Genomic DNA, 20,824 nt, shown 5'->3' with positions numbered 1-20,824 from the left:
CCGTCGTCAGCCTTCCAGCGCGGCGCTCAGCGCGGCCTGCGGGTCGTTGCCGTCCAGCGTGGTGACATCGGCCAGCCACGGCGTCGCAGCATCCGGATTGGCCTGCAGCCATTCCTTGGCCGCGTCCATCGGGTCCTGACCGTCGTTCAGGATCTTGGCCATGACCTCGTTTTCCATGGCCAGGGTGAATTCCAGGTTCTGCAGCAGCTTGCCCACATTCGGGCATTCCTCGACATAGCCGGCGCGGGTGTTGGTGCGCACTTCGGCACCGCCAAGATCAGGGCCGAAGATGTCGTCGCCGCCGGTCAGATAGGTCATCTCGAACTGGGCGTTCATCGGGTGGGGTTCCCAGCCAAGAAAGACGACCGGATCGCCGCTGTTGCTGGCCCGTTGGACCTGCGCCAGCATGCCCTGTTCGCTGGATTCGACGATCTCAAAGGTGCCCATGCCGAACTGGTCACCCGCGACCATTTCCAGCAGAAGGCGATTGCCGTCATTGCCGGGTTCGATGCCATAGATCTTGCCGTCCAGGGCATCCTTATGTTCGACGATCTTGCTGAAATCATTGATGCCCAGATCGGCGCCCGCCTTATTGGTAGCCAAGGTGTATTTGGCGCCGGTCAGGTTGGTGCGCACGGTGTTGACGGTGCCTTCGTCGCGATAGGGGGCGATATCGGCCTCCATCGTGGGCATCCAGTTGCCGAGAAAGACGTTGACATCATCCGTCGCCATGGCGGTATAGGTCACCGGCACCGACAGGATGCGGGTTTCGGTCTCATAGCCAAGCGCCTGCAGGACCGTGCTAGTCAGCGCCGTCGTCGCCGTGATGTCCGACCAGCCGACGTCCGAAAAGACGATCTCGCCGCAGGCTTCGGGTTCCGCTGCAGCGGCCGTTCCGGCGATCGAGGCCCCGAGGGCAACAGTCGCGATGATACGGGTGAGGGTCATTTTAGGCTCCCTGTTCTTGATTGGTTAGTCAATTAACGTTACATAGGGCACGTAAAGCAACAAATTTCTTCCGAACGCAGGTGCAGTCATGCCAAAACTTGGAGCCGAGCCTATCCGAAAAGCAGCGTTGATCAACGCTGCCATTTTCGAGGTGGGAATGGCCGGATCGCTGGATGTGACGGTGGCGCAAATCGCCCGCCGTGCCGGCATGTCGCCCGCCCTTGCCCATCACTACTTCGGGTCCAAGGAAAAGATATTCTTGGCTGCAATGCGTTATATCCTAAGGACTTACGGGCAATCCGTGCGCGATGTCCTGCCGGGTCGCGGGGCGCGCGGTCGTCTGGACGGCATCGTCAAGGCCAGCTTCGCGCCCCAGAACTTCCAGCGCGAAACGGTCAGTGCATGGCTTAACTTTTACGCACTTTCCTTCGTCAACAAGGATGCGGGTCGCTTGTTGCGGGTCTACCACCAGCGGCTTCGGTCAAACCTGATCGTGGCGCTGCGGGGCCTGACCGACCATCCCGAACGCACCGCCGATACCCTTGGTGCGCTGATCGACGGCGTCTATCTGCGGGCGGTCCTGACACCGGGGCCGACCGATGCGACCGATGCCGAAAACACCATCATGTCTTATCTTGAGGAGGCGCTAGCATGAGCCTGAACGCCCAACCGACCGCCAGCCTGTTCATCAACGGCAAACATGTCGAGGGACAGGGTAAGGAATTGCCCGTCCATTATGCCTATACCGGCGAAACCATCGCGACGCTGCATGAAGCATCGACCGATCAGGTGGCCGAAGCCTGCCGCGTCGCCAAGGAAGCGCAGCCCGCATGGGCCGCCATGGCCCCGGTCGAGCGTGGCCGCATTCTGGGTCGTGCCGCCGCCATCATCATGGAACGCAACGACGAACTGGCCCGGATCGAGACGCTGGACACCGGCAAGCCGATCCAAGAAACCGAGGTCGCGGATTGGCCCTCGGGCGCTGCTGCGCTGGAATATTTCGCGGGTCTGGCTGCGACGTTGACCGGCCAGTACATCCCGCTTGGCGCCGATTGGGCCTATACCCGCCGCGAGGCGCTTGGCGTCTGCGCAGGCATCGGCGCATGGAACTATCCTAGCCAGATCGCCTGCTGGAAGGCCGCGCCGGCACTGGTCATGGGGAACACCATGGTCTTCAAACCTTCCGAGGAAACGCCGCTAGGTGCCTTGAAACTGGCGGAAATCTTCATCGAGGCTGGTATGCCCGCAGGCGTTTTCAACGTCGTGCAGGGCCGTGGCGAAGTCGGTGCCGCATTGGTCACCGACCCCAACGTCGAAAAGGTCTCGCTGACGGGTTCGGTGCCGACCGGCCGCAAGGTCTATGCCGCCGCAGCCGAAGGCATGCGCCACGTCACGATGGAGTTGGGTGGCAAATCACCCCTGATCGTTTTCGATGATGCGAACCTTGAAGATGCCGTCAGCGCGGCGATCCTGGCGAACTTCTACAGCTCGGGTCAGATCTGTTCGAACGGCACGCGCGTCTTCCTGCAGGAAGGCATCAAGACCCCGTTCCTAGAGCGCTTGGCCGAACGCGTGAAGGCGATCAAGATGGGCGACCCGATGGACCCCGACACCAACCACGGCCCGATCATCAACCCTACGCAGGCCGCGAAAATCCGTGAAGCCATCGCCTCGGGTCAGGCCGCCGGTGCGCGTCTGGTCTGCGGCGGTCCGGGCGAGGGTGCGTTCATCCCGCCCACCGTCTTTGCCGATGCGACCGACGACATGACCATCGCCACCGACGAGATCTTCGGCCCGGTGATGACGACCCTGTCCTTCTTCGACGAGGAAGAGGCCGTGCGCCGCGCCAATGGCACCGGCTTCGGGCTGGCTGCGGGCGTCTTCACGCAGGACCTGACCCGCGCCCATCGCGTCGTCGCAGGCCTCGAGGCGGGCACCTGCTGGATCAACACCTACAACTTGACCCCGGTCGAGATGCCCTTCGGCGGCGTCAAGAACTCGGGTCTGGGTCGTGAAAACTCCGCCGCTGCGATCGAGCATTATTCGCAGCTGAAATCGGTCTATGTCGGAATGGGAGGCGTCGATGCCCCGTACTGAGAACACGAATGCGGCAGCGCCCGCAGATTACGTCATCATCGGGGCCGGCAGCGCTGGTTGCGCGCTGGCCTATCGCCTGACCGAGGCAGGGCGCAGTGTCACCCTGATCGAATTCGGCGGCAGCGACATCGGGCCCTTCATCCAGATGCCGGGCGCGCTGTCCTATCCGATGAACATGGCGCGTTACGACTGGGGCTTTTCGTCCGAACCCGAAGAGCATCTGGGCGGTCGCAGCCTTGCCACACCGCGTGGCAAAGTGCTGGGCGGGTCGTCCTCGATCAACGGGATGGTCTTCGTGCGGGGCAACCCTCTGGATTACCAACATTGGGAAGACAGCGGCGCGACCGGCTGGAACTATGCCGACGTGCTGCCCTATTTCAAGCGGATGGAAACCTGGCACGGCGATCCCTCGGGCGACCAGACCTCGCCCTGGCGCGGCGACAGCGGCCCGATGCATGTGTCACGCGGCAAGCGCAAGAACCCACTGTTCAACACCTTCATCAAGGCCGGCGAACAGGCTGGCTGGCCGCGCACCGATGACTACAACGGCGAACAGCAAGAGGGCTTCGGCCCGATGGAGGCGACCATCTGGAAGGGCCGCCGCTGGTCCACCGCCAATGCCTATCTGCGCCCCGCCAAGAAAACCGGCCTGCTGACCGTCGTTCGCGGCTTGGCACGGCGTGTTCTTTTCGAAGGAAAGCGTGCCTATGGTGTTGAGTTGGAACAGAAAGGCCAGATCACGCAGGTCGAGGCCAAGCGTGAGGTCATCATCTCGGCCAGCTCGATCAATTCGCCGAAGCTGCTGATGGTGTCGGGCATCGGCCCGGCGGATCACCTGCGCGAACACGGTATCACGCCGCTGGTCGATCGTCCGGGTGTTGGGGAAAACCTGCAGGACCACCTCGAGGTCTATATGCAGTATAAATCGCTGAAGCCGATCACCCTCTACAGCTATTACAACCTTCTGGGCAAAAGCCGCGTGGGTGTGGAATGGCTGTTGCAGAAGACCGGTCTGGGCGCGTCGAACCAGTTCGAAAGCTGCGGTTTCATCAAATCGGATGACACCAAGGCTTATCCCGACATCCAGTACCACTTCCTGCCCCTGGCCGTGCGTTATGACGGCAAGGCGGCGGCATCGGGCCACGGCTTCCAGGCACATGTCGGGCCGATGCGTTCGGCGTCACGCGGCACCATCCGGCTGGCCAGCGGCGATCCCAATGCGGCACCCAAGATCCACTTCAACTACATGTCGCAAGACAGCGATTGGGAGGAGTTCCGCGCCTGTGTCCGCCACACGCGCAAGATCTTCGACCAGCCTGCCTTCGCGGAATTTCGGGGCGATGAGATCCAGCCCGGTGATGATGTCCAGACCGATCAGCAGATCGACGACTTCATCCGCGAACATGCGGAATTGGCCTATCACCCCTGCGGTTCCTGCCGGATGGGTGCGGCAGATGACGACATGGCCGTGGTCGATCCCGAACTGCGCGTGATCGGGGTCGAAGGGCTGCGCGTCGTCAACAGCTCGATCTTCCCGCGGATCACCAACGGAAACCTGAACGGTCCGTCGATCATGACCGGCGAAAAGGCCGCCGATCATATATTGGGTCGGACGATGATGCGCGCCGATCTGGACCAGCTTGGCGCCTGATCCAGGAAAGCCCGCGCCCCGAAAGGGACGCGGGTTTTTTCATGCCGCGTCGGCTGCCTTCTGGCGCTTGGTATAGTTCAGGACGGGGGCCAGCCAACGCTCGACCTCCTCCAACGACATGCCTTTGCGGGCGGCGTAATCGCGGGCCTGATCCTCTTCGATCTTGGCAACACCGAAATAATAGCTGTCGGGATGCCCGATATAGAGCCCCGAGACCGATGATCCCGGCCACATCGCCATGCTTTCCGTCAGCGTCACACCGGTCGCGGCCTCGGCGTCCAGCAGGCGGAACAGGGTCAGTTTTTCGGTGTGATCGGGCTGTGCAGGATAGCCCGGCGCCGGGCGGATGCCCGCGTATGGCTCCGCGATTAGCTCCTCGGGCTCATAGGTCTCATCCGTGCCATAGCCCCAATACTCCTTTCGGACGCGTTCATGCAGCATTTCAGCCATGGCCTCGGCAATGCGGTCGGCCAGGGCCTTGACCATGATCGAGGAATAATCGTCACCCGCCTTCTCATAGTCGGCAGCAATGGCCGCTTCCTCGGGGCCCGCGGTGACGACGAAACCGCCGACGTGATCCGCCCCCGTGGGCGCGACGAAATCCGACAGCGAGACATTCGGGCGACCGTTGCGCTTGGTCACCTGCTGGCGCAGCATGTGCAGCGTGGCCAGTTCCTGTTCCCGATCCGCACCGGTAAACAGGCGGATGTCGTCGTCCACCGCATTGGCAGGCCAGAAGCCCACGACGGCGCGCGGCTTGAACCATTTGCCGTCGATGATCTTCGCCAGCATCTCCTGCGCTTCGGCCAACAAGGTGCGCGCCGCCTCGCCCTGCTTTTCGTCGTCCAGAATGCGGGGATAGACGCCCTTCAGCTCCCACGTCTGGAAGAAGGGGGTCCAGTCGATATAGCGGGCGATTTCGGCCAGATCCCAGTCATCGATGATGCGCGTGCCGGTGAATTGCGGCGCGACGGGGGTATAGGCCGACCAATCGATCTGCAGCGCATTGGCGCGGGCAGTGGCGAGGGGCAGGCGGCTTTTCGCGGCCTCGGCGCGTTCGTGCTTTTCGGCCACCTGAGTATATTCGTCCCGGATCGCATCGACATAGGCGCCCTGCCGTTCAGGGCTGAGAAGCTCGGACACCACGCCAACCGCGCGGCTGGCATCGGTGACATAGACCGCCTGTCCCGCGACATAGCGCGGCGCGACCTTGACCGCCGTATGGATCTTCGAGGTCGTTGCCCCGCCGATCAGCAGCGGGATATTGAAACCCTCGCGCTGCATTTCACTGGCGACATGGACCATTTCGTCCAGCGACGGGGTGATCAGACCCGACAGCCCGATGACATCGACATTCTCGGCCTTGGCCACTTCCAGAATTTTCTGGGCGGGGACCATCACGCCAAGGTCGATCACCTCGTAATTGTTGCAGGCGAGAACGACGCCGACGATGTTCTTGCCGATATCATGGACGTCGCCCTTGACGGTCGCCATCAGGATCTTGCCGGCGGTCTGACGTTCGGTCCCGCCGTTCAGGCGCTTTTCCTCCTCCATATAGGGCAGAAGGACGGCGACGGCCTGTTTCATCACGCGGGCCGATTTGACCACCTGCGGCAGGAACATCTTGCCCGCGCCGAACAGGTCGCCGACGACGTTCATACCCGCCATCAGCGGACCTTCGATGACATGCAGCGGGCGTTCGGCCTGAAGGCGGGCTTCCTCGGTGTCGGCATCGACATATTCGGTGATGCCATTGACCAGCGCGTGTTCCAGACGCTTTTCGATGGACCATTCGCGCCAGGTCAGGTCTTTTTCGCGGGCCTTGGCGCCTGCCTCGCCGCGGTAACGTTCGGCCACCTCCAGCAGGCGGTCGGTCGCGTCGTCGCGGCGGTTCAGGACGACGTCTTCGCAGGCTTCGCGCAAGTCGGTGTCGATCTGGTCATAGACCGCCAGCTGACCCGCATTGACGATGCCCATATCCATCCCCGCCTGGATGGCGTGGTACAGGAAGACGGCGTGCATCGCCTCGCGCACGGGTTCGTTGCCGCGGAAGCTGAAGGACAGGTTGGACACGCCGCCCGACACATGCGCGTGCGGCAGGTTCTGGCGGATCCAGCGGGTGGCTTCGATGAAATCGACGCCGTAGTTGTTGTGTTCCTCGATGCCCGTGGCCACGGCAAAGACGTTCGGGTCGAAGATGATGTCCTCGGGCGGGAAGCCGACCTCATCGACCAGAATGCGGTATGCACGTTCGCAGATCTGGATCTTGCGCGCCGCCGTATCGGCCTGACCCTGTTCGTCGAAGGCCATCACGACAACTGCTGCGCCATAGGCTAGGCACAACCGCGCCTGATGGCGGAACTGATCTTCGCCCTCTTTCATGCTGATCGAGTTCACGACCGGCTTGCCCTGAACGCATTGCAGGCCCGCCTCGATCACCTCCCATTTGGAGCTGTCGATCATGACCGGCACGCGGGCGATGTCGGGTTCGGCGGCCAGCAGGTTCAGATATTCGACCATGGCGGCTTTTGAATCGATCAAGCCTTCGTCCATGTTGATGTCGATGATCTGCGCGCCGTTCTCGACCTGATCGCGGGCAACCTCCAGCGCGGTTGCATAGTCGCGGTTCTTGACCAGCTTGCGGAAACGCGCGCTGCCGGTGACGTTCGTGCGCTCGCCCACGTTCACGAAGGGGATGTCGGGGGTCAGGACAAACGGTTCCAGACCGGACAGGCGAAGCATGCGATCAGACATAGGCGGGCACCTTTCTGGGGGCGAAACCGGCAACGGTTTCGGCGATGGCGCGGATATGGTCGGGGGTCGTGCCACAGCAGCCGCCGACGACGTTGACCAGCCCTTCGCGGGCGAAATCGGCGATCTGGGGGGCCATGTCGTCGGGGTCTTCGTCATATTGACCAAAGGCGTTCGGCAGACCGGCATTGGGATAGGCGCAGATCAGCGTGTCGGCCACGCCGGACAGTTCGGCCAGATGCGGGCGCATGGCGTTGGCGCCAAGCGCGCAGTTCAGCCCCACGGTCCAAGGTCGCGCGTGCCGGACCGAGTGCCAGAAGGCCGTCGGCGTCTGCCCCGACAGCGTGCGCCCCGAGGCATCGGTGATCGTGCCGGAGATCATCATCGGCAGGGCGCGGCCATGTTCCTCCATTGCCTGAATGCAGGCAAAGATGGCAGCTTTGGCGTTCAGGGTGTCGAAGATCGTCTCGATCAGCAGAATGTCCGAGCCGCCTGCGATCAGGCCCTTGGCCTGCTGCAGATAGGCGACGCGCAGATCATCAAAGGTCACGGCGCGATAGCCGGGGTCGTTCACATCGGGGCTGATCGAGGCCGTGCGGTTGGTCGGCCCGATCGCGCCCGCGACAAAGCGCGCCTTGCCGTCGATGGCGGTCGCACGATCCAGCGCGCGGCGGACAACGCGGGCGCCCTCGACGTTCAGGTCGTGGACGGCCTCCTGCAGGCCATAGTCGGCCTGCGCGATGGTCGTCGCGGAAAACGTATTGGTTTCAACGATATCCGCGCCTGCCATGGCATAGTTGAAATGGATCTCCTCGACCGCCTCGGGCTGGGTCAGGATCAGCAGGTCGTTGTTGCCCTGCTGGGGATGATCGGAATGGTGGCGGCAGGCATGGCCCGATCCGTGGCCGGTATAGTCATCCTCGGCCAGGCCAAGGGACTGGATCTGCGTGCCCATCGCGCCATCCATGATCAGAATGCGTTCGGAGGCGGCCTTGTTCAGAACCGCGAAGGCATCGGATTGGGGAAGCTTGCCGGACATGATCGCGCCTTTCATCAGAAGTCTGTTCTATAGACCCCTGGCGGCATGGCGGCAAATTCATAGTTTTCGATAAGATAATGAAATCAGTTCAAGTTCGACCGGCAACAAGGTGACCTGCTGCCGGTCGGGGCCGCTTAGAAGCCGGCCTTGATCTTTTCGAACTCGGCCAGCTGTTTCTGGCGTTGCTGCGGATCGTTGGGGGTCTGTGCCAGCACCGGCACGTCAATCTCGGCCAGACCCTCGGCGACGGCGGGTTCGTCCTTGATCGTCTCCATCGCCTCGGTCGAGGTATGGCCATAGCCAATGGTGTCCAGCAGCGCCTGACCGGCCGATGGTTCCAGCCATGCGTTGATGAAATCATAGGCGCGTTCTTCGTCGCCCGGCCCGTCCTTGACGTTCACGAAGCCGCAAAAGAAGGTCGACGACCCTTCCTTCGCCTCGCGCTGGAAGCCCACCGGATAATTATCTTCCTGTAGATAGACCACGCCGTCATTCCATGACCACGCCACGTCCACCGCGCCCGATGCCATCAGCTGCGCCTGTTCCGACGGATCGGCCCAATAGGCGGCGACGTTCTGATGCGCCTTGCGCAGCCATTCGGCAGCGGCGTCGAACTGTTCGTCGCTTACATCGGTCCAGTCGGTCGTGCCGGTCGCCAGATAGGCCAGCGCCCAGACATCGTCCGAACTGTCGGGCAGCGAGGTGCGGCCCTGATATTTCGGGTCGAGGAACACCTCGAGCGATGCGACATCTTCGGGCGGAACGGTGTCGCTGTTATAGGCGATGGCGGTGGCGCCCCAATCGGTCGGGATGAACCAGACGCCCTGATCGTCGCGGAACACCTCGGAATCTAGAAATTTTTCGTCGATCTTGTCGAATTTCGGGATCTTGGCGGTGTCCCAAGGCTCGATCAGGCCAGCGTCGCGATATTTGCTGACCATCTGGCTGCAGGGGTGAACGACATCGGCACGAAAACCGGATGCGACCTTCTGGAATGCCTCATCGTCGTCGCCGAAGAAGGCGAAGGTCGGGCTGTCGCCGTGCTTGTCCAGATAGCCCTGGAAGATCGAGGGTTCCTCGAACCCGGCCCAGTCAAAGACGGTGAACTGGCTGTCGGCGGCGTAGGCGGGCAGGGCCGCCGCGGCCAGGATGGTGGTGGTCAGCAAGCGCATGAAAACTGGCCTTTCGGTTCATCTGTTCTGCACGAACGCTAGCCGTCGCCCCCCGCCCGCGCAAGCGTTTCGCGCAAGACGGGGGGCTTGGTGGTCAACGCATGCGCAGCGCGCCATCCAGCCGGATCACCTCGCCGTTCAGATAATCGCTTTCGACGATGAAGGCGGCCATGCGGGCGTATTCATCGGGGTCGCCAAGACGTTTCGGGAAGGTGACTTCCGCAGCAAGGCTGTCCTGCACGTCCTGGGGCAGTCCCTTCAGCATGGGCGTGCCGAAGATACCCGGCGCGATGGCGCAGACGCGAATGCGCTGACCTGCCAGATCGCGCGCCAAGGGCAGCGTCATGCCCGCGATGCCCGCCTTGGAGGCTGCATAGGCGGCCTGACCCTTCTGCCCGTCGAAAGCCGCGATCGAGGCGGTGTTCACGATGACCCCGTTGTCAGGTCGGTCGTTCAGCGCCATCCGTTCGGCAGCCATCCGCAGGACGTTGAAGCTGCCGATCAGGTTGATCTCGATGGTGCGGCGAAAGCTGGCAAGGCGGTGCGGGCCATCGCGGCCAAGTGTCTTTTCACCCGTCGCGATACCGGCGCAATTCACGCAGATGTCGATGCCGCCCATCAGACCGACCGCATGGTCCAGCGCGGCGGCCACGCTGGCCTCATCTGTCACATCGGTCTGCGCGAAGCCCGCGCCCATCGCGGTGGCCGCAGCCTGGCCCGCGTGGTCCAGATCCAGCACGGTGACCTCTGCGCCCATCTTGCGGAAATGCGCGGCGGTGGCGGCGCCAAGGCCGGATGCGCCGCCCGTGACGATGGCGCGGCTGTTCGACAGATCCATGATATCCTCCCAGATGATCCTTCGAAAAGGTTCTGGCATGGCCCCCGTCAAAGGCCAAGAGGATCAGTCGCGCAGCAGGTCCGGTCCGCCCGCGATCCGCGGATCGACCGCGCCGATCACATCGACATCCTTGCCCACGTAGTCCACCGCATGCAAGATCGTCTGGATCGCGGCCACCCGTGCGCGTTTCTTGTCGTCCGACCGGATGACCGTCCAAGGCGCGATGGGGGAATGCGACAGGTTCAGCGTGTCGCGAATGGCGGTGGAATATTCATCCCATTTCGCCAACCCCTGAACGTCGATGCCGCTTAGCTTCCATTGCTTCAACGGGTCCTGTTCGCGGTCCAGAAAACGGCGCAGCTGTTCGGCGCGCCCGACATTCAGCCACAGCTTGACCAGGATCACGCCGTCATCGACCAGCATCTGTTCGAAGCTGGGCAATTGGCGGAAGAAGGCGTTGCGCTGCAGGTCGGTGGAAAAGCCGAAGACGCGTTCCACGACACCGCGATTATACCAGCTGCGATCGAACAGCGCCAATTCGCCCGCGGCGGGCAGATGGTCGAACATAGCGCTGGAAATACCATTGGCCCGCCTCACGCTCGGAGGGTTTGGGCAGGGCGACGACATAGGAAGACCGCGGGTTCAGATTCTCGCGCACGCGTTCGATGGTGCCGCCCTTGCCTGCGGCATCGCGCCCCTCGAACAAGACGACGATGCGCTTGCCGGTGGCGATGGTGTCATACATCATCCGGATCAGCTGCAACTGCAGCTTTTCCATCCGGTCGTTGTAATCATCCTTTTCCATCATGTCGCGATAGGGGAAATCCGCGTCCATGATGTCGTTCTTGTCCGCCTCGGCGATCTGCTTGCGAACCGATTTGGGCGCTTTGTTTTCCAGATAGTCGGTGATCTGACCGACATAGGGCAGGTTCGGTGCGGTCATGGTCATCCCTCTCCGATACGGGCCATGTCGTACATGGTCGTCTGGTAGATCTCGTTGATCCAGTTACCGTAGAGCAGATGCGCGTGGCTGCGCCAGCGGTTCAGCGGCGCGCGGGCGGGGTCGTCCTGCGGGAAGTAATTGGCCGGGACGGTGACCGGCTTTCCGGCCTGCACGTCGCGGTCGAATTCATCCTTCAGCGTCGTGCTGTCATATTCGAAATGGTTGAACACATAGAGCCCCCGGCGCTTGGCATCCGACAGCAGGCAGGGCCCGACATCGGGGCTGGCCAGCAGGGTCGTCAGGTCGGGGCGGGCGTCAACATCTTCCTGCCGCACCTCGGTCCAGCGGCTGACGGGGACCAGCACCTCATCGGCGAAACCGCGCAGGTAATGCGACGAGGGTTCAAGGTTCTGATGCGCGAAGCAGCCGAAGGCCTTGGCGGGCAGGATATGCTTGGGCAGCCCGTGGAAATACCATGCCATCGCCATGCCGCCCCAGCAGACGCCGAAGGTCGAATGCACATGGGTCCGGGTCCATTCGAAGACGCGGGTCAGCTCATCCCAATAGGTGACCTGATCGAAGGGCAGATGCTCGATCGGGGCGCCGGTGATGACAAGGCCGTCGAATTTCTCGCCCGTGGCCTCGACCTCGCGGAAGGGGCGATAGAAGCTTTCCATATGGTCGGCGGCGGTATTGCGGCTTTCGTGGTCGGACATGCGGATCAGCTGGAAGTCGATCTGCAGGGGGGTCGCGCCGATGACGCGGGCGAACTGGTTCTCGGTCTGGATCTTTTTCGGCATCAGGTTCAACAGCCCGATCCGCAGGGGACGGATATCCTGCGTCGCCGCCCGCCCCGGAGACATCACCATCACGCCTTCCTTGGACAGGATGCGATAGGCGGGCAGGTTCTCGTTCAGGGTGATGGGCATATCAGGCTTCCTTGCGCGAAATGGCCTTGGCGATCAGGTCGTCGAAATCCTTGGGGTTGCGGATCTGGGCGACTTCCTCGGCCAGAACGGTCACGCCGCGTTTGGCCATCGCTTCGTAGCGGGGCTGACGATGGGCCAGCGCGCGGGCATAGGTCCAGCGGATGAAGTCGTCAGGATTGACCTGTTCCTCCTCCAGCCCCTTTTCAACGCGATAGGCGACCCATGCCTTTTCCAAGAACTGCGGCTGGTAATACATCGGCTTGGGCGCGCGGTCGAAGCGCCGCACCAGTTCGGCGGTATGGGCGTCGCTGCCCTTGATCCAGACCATCAGAAAATCGCGCGACAGGGCCTCGATCACCGGGTCCTGCGGATCGTCGGGGTCAACCACTTCGCAGATGGAACCGCCGGTGTCGCAGATGAAATGCGGCGTGCCATAGATGTCCTGCGCGCGTTCAAGGAAATGGCGCGTGTCCAGCAGGGACGCGATCTCGGCGCGGCGGTGCTGGTTCTGGCGGCGGCAGTAATCCTCGAACGGCAGGCCACCACGGCTGGGGCTGCCGGGCTTGCCCAGATAGGTCAACAGCGGTGCCAGATTGTCGAAGGTGATGTTGCTGGAGATATGGACGCTGTCCGACATCAACAGGTCGCGCAGGAACGGGACCTTCATCGCCTCGCGCTTGAAGTTGTCGGCGATATATTCGCCCATGTAGCGCGTGCCGATGCGGTAATCGACGGAATAGTGGAACCATTCGTCCGTGTCGCGCAGCATCGAGGCAAGATAGGTCTTGCCCAGTCCCGACATCCCGAACAGCACGATCCGTTTCGATGCGGCCGTCCGCCAAGCCTCTGCACTGCGATAGATCATCTGCCGTCCCTTGTCTGCGCAAGGCCTTGCTAAACCGCGCGTGGCCGAAGGGAAAGACCCCCGCCCGAGGCCGAACGAAAAACGGCCCCGTCCTTGCGGAGGGGGCCGTTCGCGTCATGTCACGGGCTTCAGAAGCTGTAGCCGATGCGGACGCCCGCACCCCATGCGTGGTTGCCTTCCATGCTGGCGCGTTCGGTATCCGGCGTGCCGGTCTCGGGCATCGCGTCACCCAACTTGGTATAGTTGATCCCGGTCGAGATCTTCATCGGCCCCTGCGTATAGATCGCGGCCAGCGTGATGCCCTTGCGACCGTTCGTCGGTGCCAGCGGGGAAACCAGATCGTCGCCACCCTTTTCATAGGTGAAGGCAGCCGAGCCCGACCAGTTTTCCGTGAACTTGCGTCCCACGCCCAAGGTATAGGTAGTGGTGTCTTCCAGATCGACCAGACCGCCACCGGTGACGGTCACGAAGTTCGCGGGATCAACGCGGAACTCGCTCCAGTTGACCCAACGGACCGAGCCGAAGACCAGCGTATCAGCGGCGACGCCGGTCTGGAATTCTAGGTTCCAGCTTTCAGGCGTGTTGACGGTGGTGGTCGAACTGCCGTTCAGCAGCGGCACCGCGGGGATCGGGCCGGGGCCATCGGGATCGACCAGCGGGCCGCTTTCCGTGGTGCCGAATTCATGTTCGATTTCCGAATTGTAGGTCAACGAAACACGCGCTGCGATCTCGGGCTTTTCCCAAGCTGCGCCTGCGACCCAACCGATGCCGGTATCGCTGTCCAGATCGACGTTATAACCGCTGACCGGACCATAGGCCAAGCCGTTCAACGTCACCTGCCCATCGGCGCGCGATCCGCGGATACCGCCGTGGACCGAGAAGTTGTTCGGCATCTTGTAGCGGCCCAGTGCCGTGAAGGTGGTGCTGTCGACCTTCGCCATCGTGCCTCCCAACACGGGCGAACCGCCATCCGTCGCCGACGGATAGAGGATGTCTGCACCGAACGGTTGTTCGATGATGATCGCGCCTGAAAACTCCGGCGTGAACTGGTGCTTGTAGGCCAGTCCGGTAAAGCCGTAGCCTTGGGCCACGTCGCCGGTGTCGAAGCCGGCGACATCGGTGCCCTCGACCGTGGGGTTGACGCCGCCGAAGCTGAGTTCGGCATAGTTCCCCTCCTCGAAGAGGGCGTTCAGCGATTGCGGCGCACGTTCGATGCCGCCTGCGACCAGCTGGGATGCACTGAGCATCAGAATTGCAATTCCGGATGACGCGATTTTCATTCTATCCTCCCTTGAGGGTACGTTGACCCGATTCGACCTTACGACACGATGATTACGAATCAATTAGCGCGATCAACTGACGTGACGTACGCGTCATTGCAGGGATCGGCACGGTGGCAGTTCGGCAACGCAGATTGATGCTTATGCGGGCTGGACAAAAGCGGCTGCGCATGAAAGTGGAAACTGCCAAACGAAATTGCCGCAAGGACACCCCCATGCAGATTCGTGAGGCTCTCACATTCGACGACGTTCTTCTGGTTCCGGCCGCCTCGACGGTGATGCCGTCGACCGCAGACGTGACCACGAATGTCACCAAATCCATCCGGATGAACATCCCGCTTTTGTCGTCGGCGATGGATACGGTCACGGAAAGCCGGATGGCCATTGCGATGGCGCAGGCAGGTGGCATCGGCGTCATCCACCGCAACCTGACCACCGAACAACAGGCCGCGGAAGTCAGCCGGGTCAAGCGGTTCGAATCCGGCATCGTCTACAACCCGATCACCCTGACGCCGGACCAGACGCTGGCCGATGCCAAGGCGTTTCAGGACCGCTATAACGTCACCGGTTTCCCGGTTGTGGACGACAAGGGCCGCGTGCTGGGCATCGTGACGAACCGCGACATGCGCTTTGCCAATGACGCCCGCACCCCCGTGCGCGCGATGATGTCCGACAAGAACCTTGCCATCCTGCGCGAACCCGCCGACCGCGCCGAGGCGATCAGCCTGATGAAGGCCCGCCGCATCGAAAAGCTGCTGATCACCGATGCCGAAGGCAAACTGACCGGCCTGCTGACGCTGAAGGATACCGAAAAGGCCGTCCTGAACCCGCTGGCCTGCAAGGACGACATGGGCCGCCTGCGCGTGGCCGCCGCATCGACCGTCGGCGATGAAGGCTTCGAACGCAGCATGGCGTTGATCGAGGCGGGCGTGGACATGGTGGTCATCGATACCGCGCATGGCCATTCCGCAGGCGTTGCCCGTGCGGTCGAACGTCTGAAGGTCGTGGCCGGTGACGTGCAGATCGTCGCGGGTAACGTCGCCACCGCCGAGGCCGTCCGCGCGCTGATCGGCGCGGGTGCCGATGCCATCAAGGTCGGCATCGGTCCTGGCAGCATTTGCACCACCCGCATCGTCGCGGGCGTGGGCGTTCCGCAGCTGACGGCGATCATGGATACCGCATCGGCGGCGGGCGACATCCCGATTATCGCGGATGGCGGCATCAAGTTCTCGGGCGATTTCGCCAAGGCCATCGCGGCGGGCGCAAGCTGCGCCATGGTCGGCAGCGCCATCGCCGGCACCGACGAAAGCCCGGGCGAGGTGATCCTGTATCAGGGCCGCAGCTTCAAATCCTATCGCGGGATGGGGTCGCTTGGCGCCATGGCGCGCGGATCGGCTGACCGCTACTTCCAGAAGGACGCGGCATCCGACAAGCTGGTCCCCGAGGGCATCGAAGGTCAGGTCCCCTACAAGGGTCCGGCGGGCACTGTCATCCACCAGCTGGTCGGCGGCCTGCGTGCAGCCATGGGCTATACCGGCTGCGCCACCGTCCCCGAGATGCGAAAGGGTTGCGAATTCGTCCGCATCACCGGCGCCGGACTGAAGGAAAGCCACGTCCACGACGTGCAGATCACGCGGGAATCGCCCAACTATCGCGCGGGCTGATCGCGATGTTTTCCCCCGGCTGCTGCGGTCTGCGGCATCCGGGGTTTCCCTTGCTTGACAACCCTTGGTGCCCTGCCTAAAGCCGCCATTCCTTCAGAGACAGGGCGTGGTCATGGCACATGCGATCGGCATAGATTTCGGTACCTCGAATTCGGCTGCGGCCTATCTGGTCGATGGCAAGCCACGTATGATCCCGATGGCACCGGGTCAGACGACCATGCCGACGACCTTCTTCTTCGATCATGAAAACCGTCGCACGCTGATCGGCGAACCGGCCAATCAGGCGCTGCTGGATGGGACCGAGGGTCGTTTCATGCGTGCGCTGAAACGTGTGCTGGGCACCAGCCTGATGCATGAAAAGCGCCAGATCCTGCATGAGCGCGTGACCTTCGTCGATATCATCGCCCGTTTTCTGAACCAGATCAAAACCCGCGCCGAGGCCGAGACCGGCCTGACCTTCGACCGCGTTCTGTCGGGTCGCCCCGTGGTCTTTCACGGTCAGAATGATCCGCGCGAGGCGCAGGCCGAGACGGATCTGCGCGCCTGCTATCTGGCCGCCGGTTTTACCGAGGTCGATTTCATGCCCGAACCTCAGGCCGCCGCCATTGCCAGCGGTGCGCTGGACCGGTCGGGCGACGTGGGGCTGATCGTGGACGTGGGCGGCGGCACGTCGGATTTTTCGCTGTTCAGGTCGGGGCCGGACGGCGTGGAAATTCTGGCCAATCACGGCGTGCGGATCGGCGGGACGGATTTCGACCGCGCCATCAATATCGACTGGGTGATGCCGCTGCTGGGCAAGGGAACCGAGCTGCGCAAGGTCATGGGGGCGGGGACCTCGCCCACGCCGAACGCGATCTATAACGACCTTGCGACCTGGGAAAAGATCGCCTTCGTCTATACCCCGCAGAACACGCGCATGGTCGCCGAGATGGTCCGTCTGGCGCAGGAGCAGGAAAAGCTGTCCCGCCTTGCCACCGTGCTGGAGGATGAGCTGGGCCACGAACTGGCCTTTGCCACTGAACGCGGCAAAATTGCCGCCAACGGGTTGCAGGATGATCCGCGTATCATGCTGGACGCGATCCAGCGCGGCCTGTCGGCACCGCTGACCGCGCAAGGCATGGCCGACAGCCTGGCGCGGCATGGGGAACAGCTGTCCGAAGGCGCGCAGGTGACGCTGCAGATGGCAGGGTTGCGGGCCGATCAGGTCGGACAGGTGATCTATGTCGGCGGGTCCAGCCTGATGACGATGGTCTCGGACCAGATGAAGGCGATCTTTCCCGATGCCCGCCACAGTTTCTCCGAAGTCTTCACCGCCGTGGCCGACGGTCTGGCGATTGCCGCGAACCGCGATTGATCGCGGCTCGCGGCGTGATGCTTAGGCAGCTGTCACGCGCCAGATGATGTCGCCCACGTCATCGGCCATCAGCAGCGACTTGCCGTCGGGGCCGATGGCGACGCCGACCGGGCGGCCATAGGCGACCTTTTCGTCATCGGACAGAAAGCCCCACAGGATGTCGCGCGGCGCACCGCAGGGCTTGCCGTCCTTGAAAGGCACGAAGATCAGCTTGTAGCCGCTGAGGGTCGAACGGTTCCACGACCCGTGCTGGCCGATGACCATGCCGTCGGGAAAGCCGGGCAGGGTGCCTTCGGGCATCCAGCAAAGGCCAAGCGACGCCGTATGCCCCCCAAGCGCGTAATCGGGCGTGATGGCGGATGCGACCTTGGCGGCATCCTGCGGCACGCGGTCATCGACCGTCTGCCCCCAATAGCAATAGGGCCAACCATAGAAACCGTCCCGCTTGACCGAGGTCAGGTAATCCGGCGGCGTTTCATCCCCCAGCCCGTCGCGTTCGTTGACCACCGTCCACAACGTGCCCGTCACCGGCTCCCACGCCATCCCCACGGCATTGCGCAGGCCCGAGGCGAAGATGCGCGCCTTTTCCGTAGCGACATCCAGTTCCCAGATGGCGGCACGGCCTTCCTCGGCCTCCATCCCCTTGTCGCCGATATTGCTGAGCGACCCGACACCCGCATAGATGAGCATCCCGTCGGGTGACACTAGCAAGCTGCGCGTCCAATGCCCCGAGGGCTTGAAATCGACCAGCTTGCGCCCCGGACCGGTCAGGCTGGTGTCACCATCGCGATAGGGAAAGGCCACGATCCCATCCGTGTTGCCGACATAGAAGGTGTCGCCAATCAGCGCCATGCCGAAGGGTTGGTTCTGGTTTTCCGCGAAGGTCTTGCGGACCTCGGCCACGCCGTCGCCATCTTCGTCGCGCCACAGGCTGATGCGGTTGGCGCTGATGCCGATGGCACGGGCGCGGCGCATCGTAGCCTGCGCTGCCATGTCGAACAGCGTCTTGGCGGGGCCGGCCTGCTCCTTGGATTCCGCTACCAGCACATCGCCGTTCGGCAGCACTTCGATCCAACGGGGGTGGTCCAGACCCGAGGCGAAGGCGTTGACCTTCAGACCCGGCGCCGCCGTCGGCACATGCCCCGGTGCCCAGCCCTGCGCTGTTGGCATTTTCAGCGTCATGATCCCCTGCTTGCGCGCCTCGGGGATCTGGGGCGTCTGGCCCATCGCTTGCGTCTTGGGTGCGCCAAAGCGGCGTAGTGCCACCATCGTGCCGCCGACGATGGCCGTCGCGCGTGCCATGAATTCCATGCTGTTCCCCCAAATTGCATTTCGCGCAGCTTAACGCCCGCGCGGGCACCATCAAGGGCACAACCATCGCGCGACATTATGATGCGATCAATAAAAGCTTGCACGACGCCGATGTTATCGATAACTTTTCCGGAATGCCGGGCGCAGGCCCGCGAAATCATGGCACTGCCTTGGAGGGGGACGCGATCATGAAGTTCTGGCGTTTGCTGTGGAGGGTCGTCGATTATGTCATGGCGATCATCCTCTTGCTGATGATCGTGCTGGTCTTTGCCAATGTCGTGCTGCGCTATGGCCTGTCGTCGGGCCTGCGCGAGGCGGTCGAGCTGTCGCGTTTGGGGTTGGTCTGGCTGGTGATGCTGGGTGCCGCGGTACTGCTGCGCCGCAACGAGCATCTGGCGATCGCCGAATTTTCCGAGGTGCTGATGCCCCGTCTGGTGCCCCTGCTGCGGCGGTTGGCCTATCTGGTCGTCGTCATCTCGATGGTCATGCTGTTCATGGGCTCGTTCAAGCAGATGAACGCCAATTGGAACAACATCTCGCAGATCACGGGGCTGCCTTCGGCGCTGTTCTATCTGGCCGGGACCGTATCCGCCGCCCTGATGGTCTTCATCGGCGCCGTGCGGGTCTTCCTGCCCGATGCGCTGCTGGACGATGACGCCCAAGACACCCATGCCGGAGATTTTCACGCATGATCCTGCTGCTTTTCCTGGGCGTCCTGATCGGATCGATCCTGCTGGGCCTGCCCGTGGCCTTCGCGCTGCTGCTGGCCGCCATGGCGCTGATGTTGCAGATGGGCCTGTTCAGCGCCGACATCCTTGCGCAGAACCTGATCAACGGCGTCGACAGCTTCCCGCTGCTGGCGATCCCCTTCTTCATCGTCGCGGGCGAGGTGATGTCCTCGGGCGGGTTGTCCACGCGGATCGTGCGGCTTGCCACGGCGATGATCGGGCACCGCAAGGGCGGGTTGGGCTATGTCGCAATTATGACGGCAATCCTGATGGCGGGTCTGTCGGGGTCGGCGGTTGCCGATGCGGCGGCGCTGGTCTCGATCCTCTATCCGATGATGCGCAAGGGGAATTACCCCGAGGGCGCTTCGGTCGGCCTGCTGGCGTCGGGCGGCATCATCGCGCCGGTCATCCCGCCGTCACTGCCGCTGATCCTTGTGGGCGTCGCGGGCAACATCTCGATCAAGAACCTGTTTCTGGGCGGCATCGCGCCGGGCCTGATGATGGGCGCGACCTTGATGGTCGTCTGGAGCCTGATCATCCGCAACGAGGACGTCGAGGCCCTGCCCAAGGCCAGTGCCGCCGAACGTTGGGCCGGCCTGCGGTCCGGTTTCTGGGCGCTGCTGCTGCCGGTCATCATCGTGGGCGGCATCCGCTTCGGCGTCTTCACCCCGACCGAGGCCGCCGTGGTCGCCGCCGTCTATGCGATCTTCGTGTCCAGCGTCATCTATCGTGAACTGAAATGGCCGGTTTTCCTGCGCGTGCTGATCAATTCGGGCCGTGCGACCGCCATGGTCATGTTCCTTGTCGGCTGCGCGATCGTCGCCGCATGGCTGATCACCGTCGCCCAACTGCCCCAGCAACTGGTCACGCTGCTGCAACCGCTGATCGACCAGCCGCGCCTGTTGATGGCCGTCATCATGCTGATCGTGCTGTGTGTCGGCATGGTGATGGACCTGTCGCCGACCATCCTGATCCTTGTGCCGCTGCTGTTGCCGGTGGCCAAGGCGGCGGGCATCGATCCGGTCTATTTCGGGCTGATGTTCGTCATCAACTGTTCGATCGGGTTGATCACGCCGCCGGTGGGTAACGTGCTGAACGTGGTCTGCGGTGTGGGTCAGGTCAAAATGTTGACAGCCATCCGTGGCGCCTGGCCCTTCATCGTCGCCTATCTGCTGCTGCTGGTGGCTTTCGTCGCCGTCCCGCAGCTGATCACCGTGCCTATGGAATTCTTCATCGGATAAACTTGTGGGAGGA

At 62.8% G+C, this 20,824-nt stretch carries 16 protein-coding genes and 1 pseudogene; 7 read left to right on the top strand and 10 right to left on the bottom strand.

Going from position 1 to position 20,824, the window contains the following annotated elements:
* Positions 1-6 precede the first annotated feature (6 nt).
* Positions 7-948, bottom strand: coding sequence for a choline ABC transporter substrate-binding protein (choX, locus tag SJY40_RS07025; protein WP_378944284.1), 942 nt, complete (start codon positions 946-948; stop codon positions 7-9).
* Positions 949-1,036: 88 nt separating this feature from the next.
* Here choX and betI point away from each other — a divergent pair, with 88 nt between their 5' ends.
* From betI to betA, 3 genes are read left to right on the top strand one after another with little or no spacing between them, the layout of a single operon-like run.
* Entirely contained in the window at positions 1,037-1,603 is a 567-nt protein-coding gene (gene betI, locus SJY40_RS07020; protein WP_378944281.1) for a transcriptional regulator BetI, read from the top strand.
* A gap of 2 nt (positions 1,604-1,605) precedes the next feature.
* Positions 1,606-3,045 carry a betaine-aldehyde dehydrogenase gene (gene betB / locus SJY40_RS07015; protein ID WP_378948305.1) on the top strand — a complete coding sequence of 480 codons (1,440 nt, stop codon included), beginning with the start codon at positions 1,606-1,608 and terminating at the stop codon, positions 3,043-3,045.
* Positions 3,032-4,696 carry a choline dehydrogenase gene (betA, locus tag SJY40_RS07010; RefSeq protein ID WP_378944278.1) on the top strand — a complete coding sequence of 555 codons (1,665 nt, stop codon included), beginning with the start codon at positions 3,032-3,034 and terminating at the stop codon, positions 4,694-4,696. Before betB ends, betA begins: the two co-directional genes overlap by 14 nt.
* Positions 4,697-4,735: 39 nt before the next feature.
* Here betA and metH read toward each other — a convergent pair whose 3' ends face one another.
* The 8 genes and pseudogenes from metH to SJY40_RS06970 all read right to left on the bottom strand — a co-directional run bounded on the left by metH (position 4,736) and on the right by SJY40_RS06970 (position 14,480).
* Complete coding sequence (gene metH / locus SJY40_RS07005) at positions 4,736-7,450, bottom strand: methionine synthase (protein ID WP_378944276.1); 2,715 nt, start codon at positions 7,448-7,450, stop codon at positions 4,736-4,738.
* The gene (locus tag SJY40_RS07000; RefSeq protein ID WP_378944273.1) at positions 7,443-8,486 is read right to left on the bottom strand and encodes a homocysteine S-methyltransferase family protein; all 1,044 of its coding nucleotides are present in this window, start codon (positions 8,484-8,486) and stop codon (positions 7,443-7,445) included. The genes metH and SJY40_RS07000 overlap by 8 nt, the downstream gene beginning before the upstream one ends.
* Before the next feature lie 134 nt (positions 8,487-8,620).
* Entirely contained in the window at positions 8,621-9,658 is a 1,038-nt protein-coding gene (locus SJY40_RS06995) for an extracellular solute-binding protein (RefSeq protein WP_378944271.1), read from the bottom strand.
* Positions 9,659-9,752: 94 nt separating this feature from the next.
* Positions 9,753-10,496, bottom strand: coding sequence for an SDR family oxidoreductase (locus SJY40_RS06990; protein ID WP_378944268.1), 744 nt, complete (start codon positions 10,494-10,496; stop codon positions 9,753-9,755).
* A 63-nt stretch (positions 10,497-10,559) separates the two neighbouring features.
* A pseudogene (ppk2, locus tag SJY40_RS06985) lies at positions 10,560-11,439 on the bottom strand (polyphosphate kinase 2).
* Positions 11,440-11,441: 2 nt separating this feature from the next.
* Positions 11,442-12,368, bottom strand: coding sequence for a homoserine O-succinyltransferase (gene metA, locus SJY40_RS06980; protein WP_378944266.1), 927 nt, complete (start codon positions 12,366-12,368; stop codon positions 11,442-11,444).
* A 1-nt stretch (position 12,369) separates the two neighbouring features.
* Positions 12,370-13,233, bottom strand: coding sequence for an ATPase (locus SJY40_RS06975; protein ID WP_378944263.1), 864 nt, complete (start codon positions 13,231-13,233; stop codon positions 12,370-12,372).
* A 128-nt stretch (positions 13,234-13,361) separates the two neighbouring features.
* The gene (locus tag SJY40_RS06970) at positions 13,362-14,480 is read right to left on the bottom strand and encodes an OmpP1/FadL family transporter (protein ID WP_378944261.1); all 1,119 of its coding nucleotides are present in this window, start codon (positions 14,478-14,480) and stop codon (positions 13,362-13,364) included.
* Positions 14,481-14,728: 248 nt separating this feature from the next.
* On the opposite strand from SJY40_RS06970, the gene guaB reads away from it, so the two are divergent.
* On the top strand, positions 14,729-16,177 hold the full coding sequence (guaB, locus tag SJY40_RS06965; RefSeq protein WP_378944258.1) for an IMP dehydrogenase: 1,449 nt from the start codon (positions 14,729-14,731) through the stop codon (positions 16,175-16,177).
* A 112-nt stretch (positions 16,178-16,289) separates the two neighbouring features.
* Positions 16,290-17,531 carry an Hsp70 family protein gene (locus SJY40_RS06960; protein ID WP_378944255.1) on the top strand — a complete coding sequence of 414 codons (1,242 nt, stop codon included), beginning with the start codon at positions 16,290-16,292 and terminating at the stop codon, positions 17,529-17,531.
* Positions 17,532-17,552: 21 nt separating this feature from the next.
* Here the strand turns inward: SJY40_RS06960 and SJY40_RS06955 are convergent, their stop codons facing one another.
* Entirely contained in the window at positions 17,553-18,842 is a 1,290-nt protein-coding gene (locus tag SJY40_RS06955) for a PQQ-dependent sugar dehydrogenase (RefSeq protein ID WP_378944252.1), read from the bottom strand.
* 188 nt (positions 18,843-19,030) lie between these two features.
* Here SJY40_RS06955 and SJY40_RS06950 point away from each other — a divergent pair, with 188 nt between their 5' ends.
* Together SJY40_RS06950 and SJY40_RS06945 are read left to right on the top strand one after the other, a co-directional pair.
* Positions 19,031-19,534: a TRAP transporter small permease gene (locus SJY40_RS06950; protein WP_378944250.1), complete on the top strand. Its 504-nt coding sequence runs from the start codon at positions 19,031-19,033 to the stop codon at positions 19,532-19,534.
* Positions 19,531-20,811, top strand: a complete 1,281-nt coding sequence (locus SJY40_RS06945) for a TRAP transporter large permease subunit (RefSeq protein WP_378944247.1) — start codon at positions 19,531-19,533, stop codon at positions 20,809-20,811. Before SJY40_RS06950 ends, SJY40_RS06945 begins: the two co-directional genes overlap by 4 nt.
* Positions 20,812-20,824: the final 13 nt, after the last annotated feature.

This window comes from Paracoccus sp. R86501 (genome assembly GCF_042466435.1).
Taxonomy (GTDB): domain Bacteria; phylum Pseudomonadota; class Alphaproteobacteria; order Rhodobacterales; family Rhodobacteraceae; genus Paracoccus.
The sequence above is the reverse complement of the archived record's forward strand: the minus strand, read 5'-3'. Positions and strand labels throughout refer to the sequence as shown.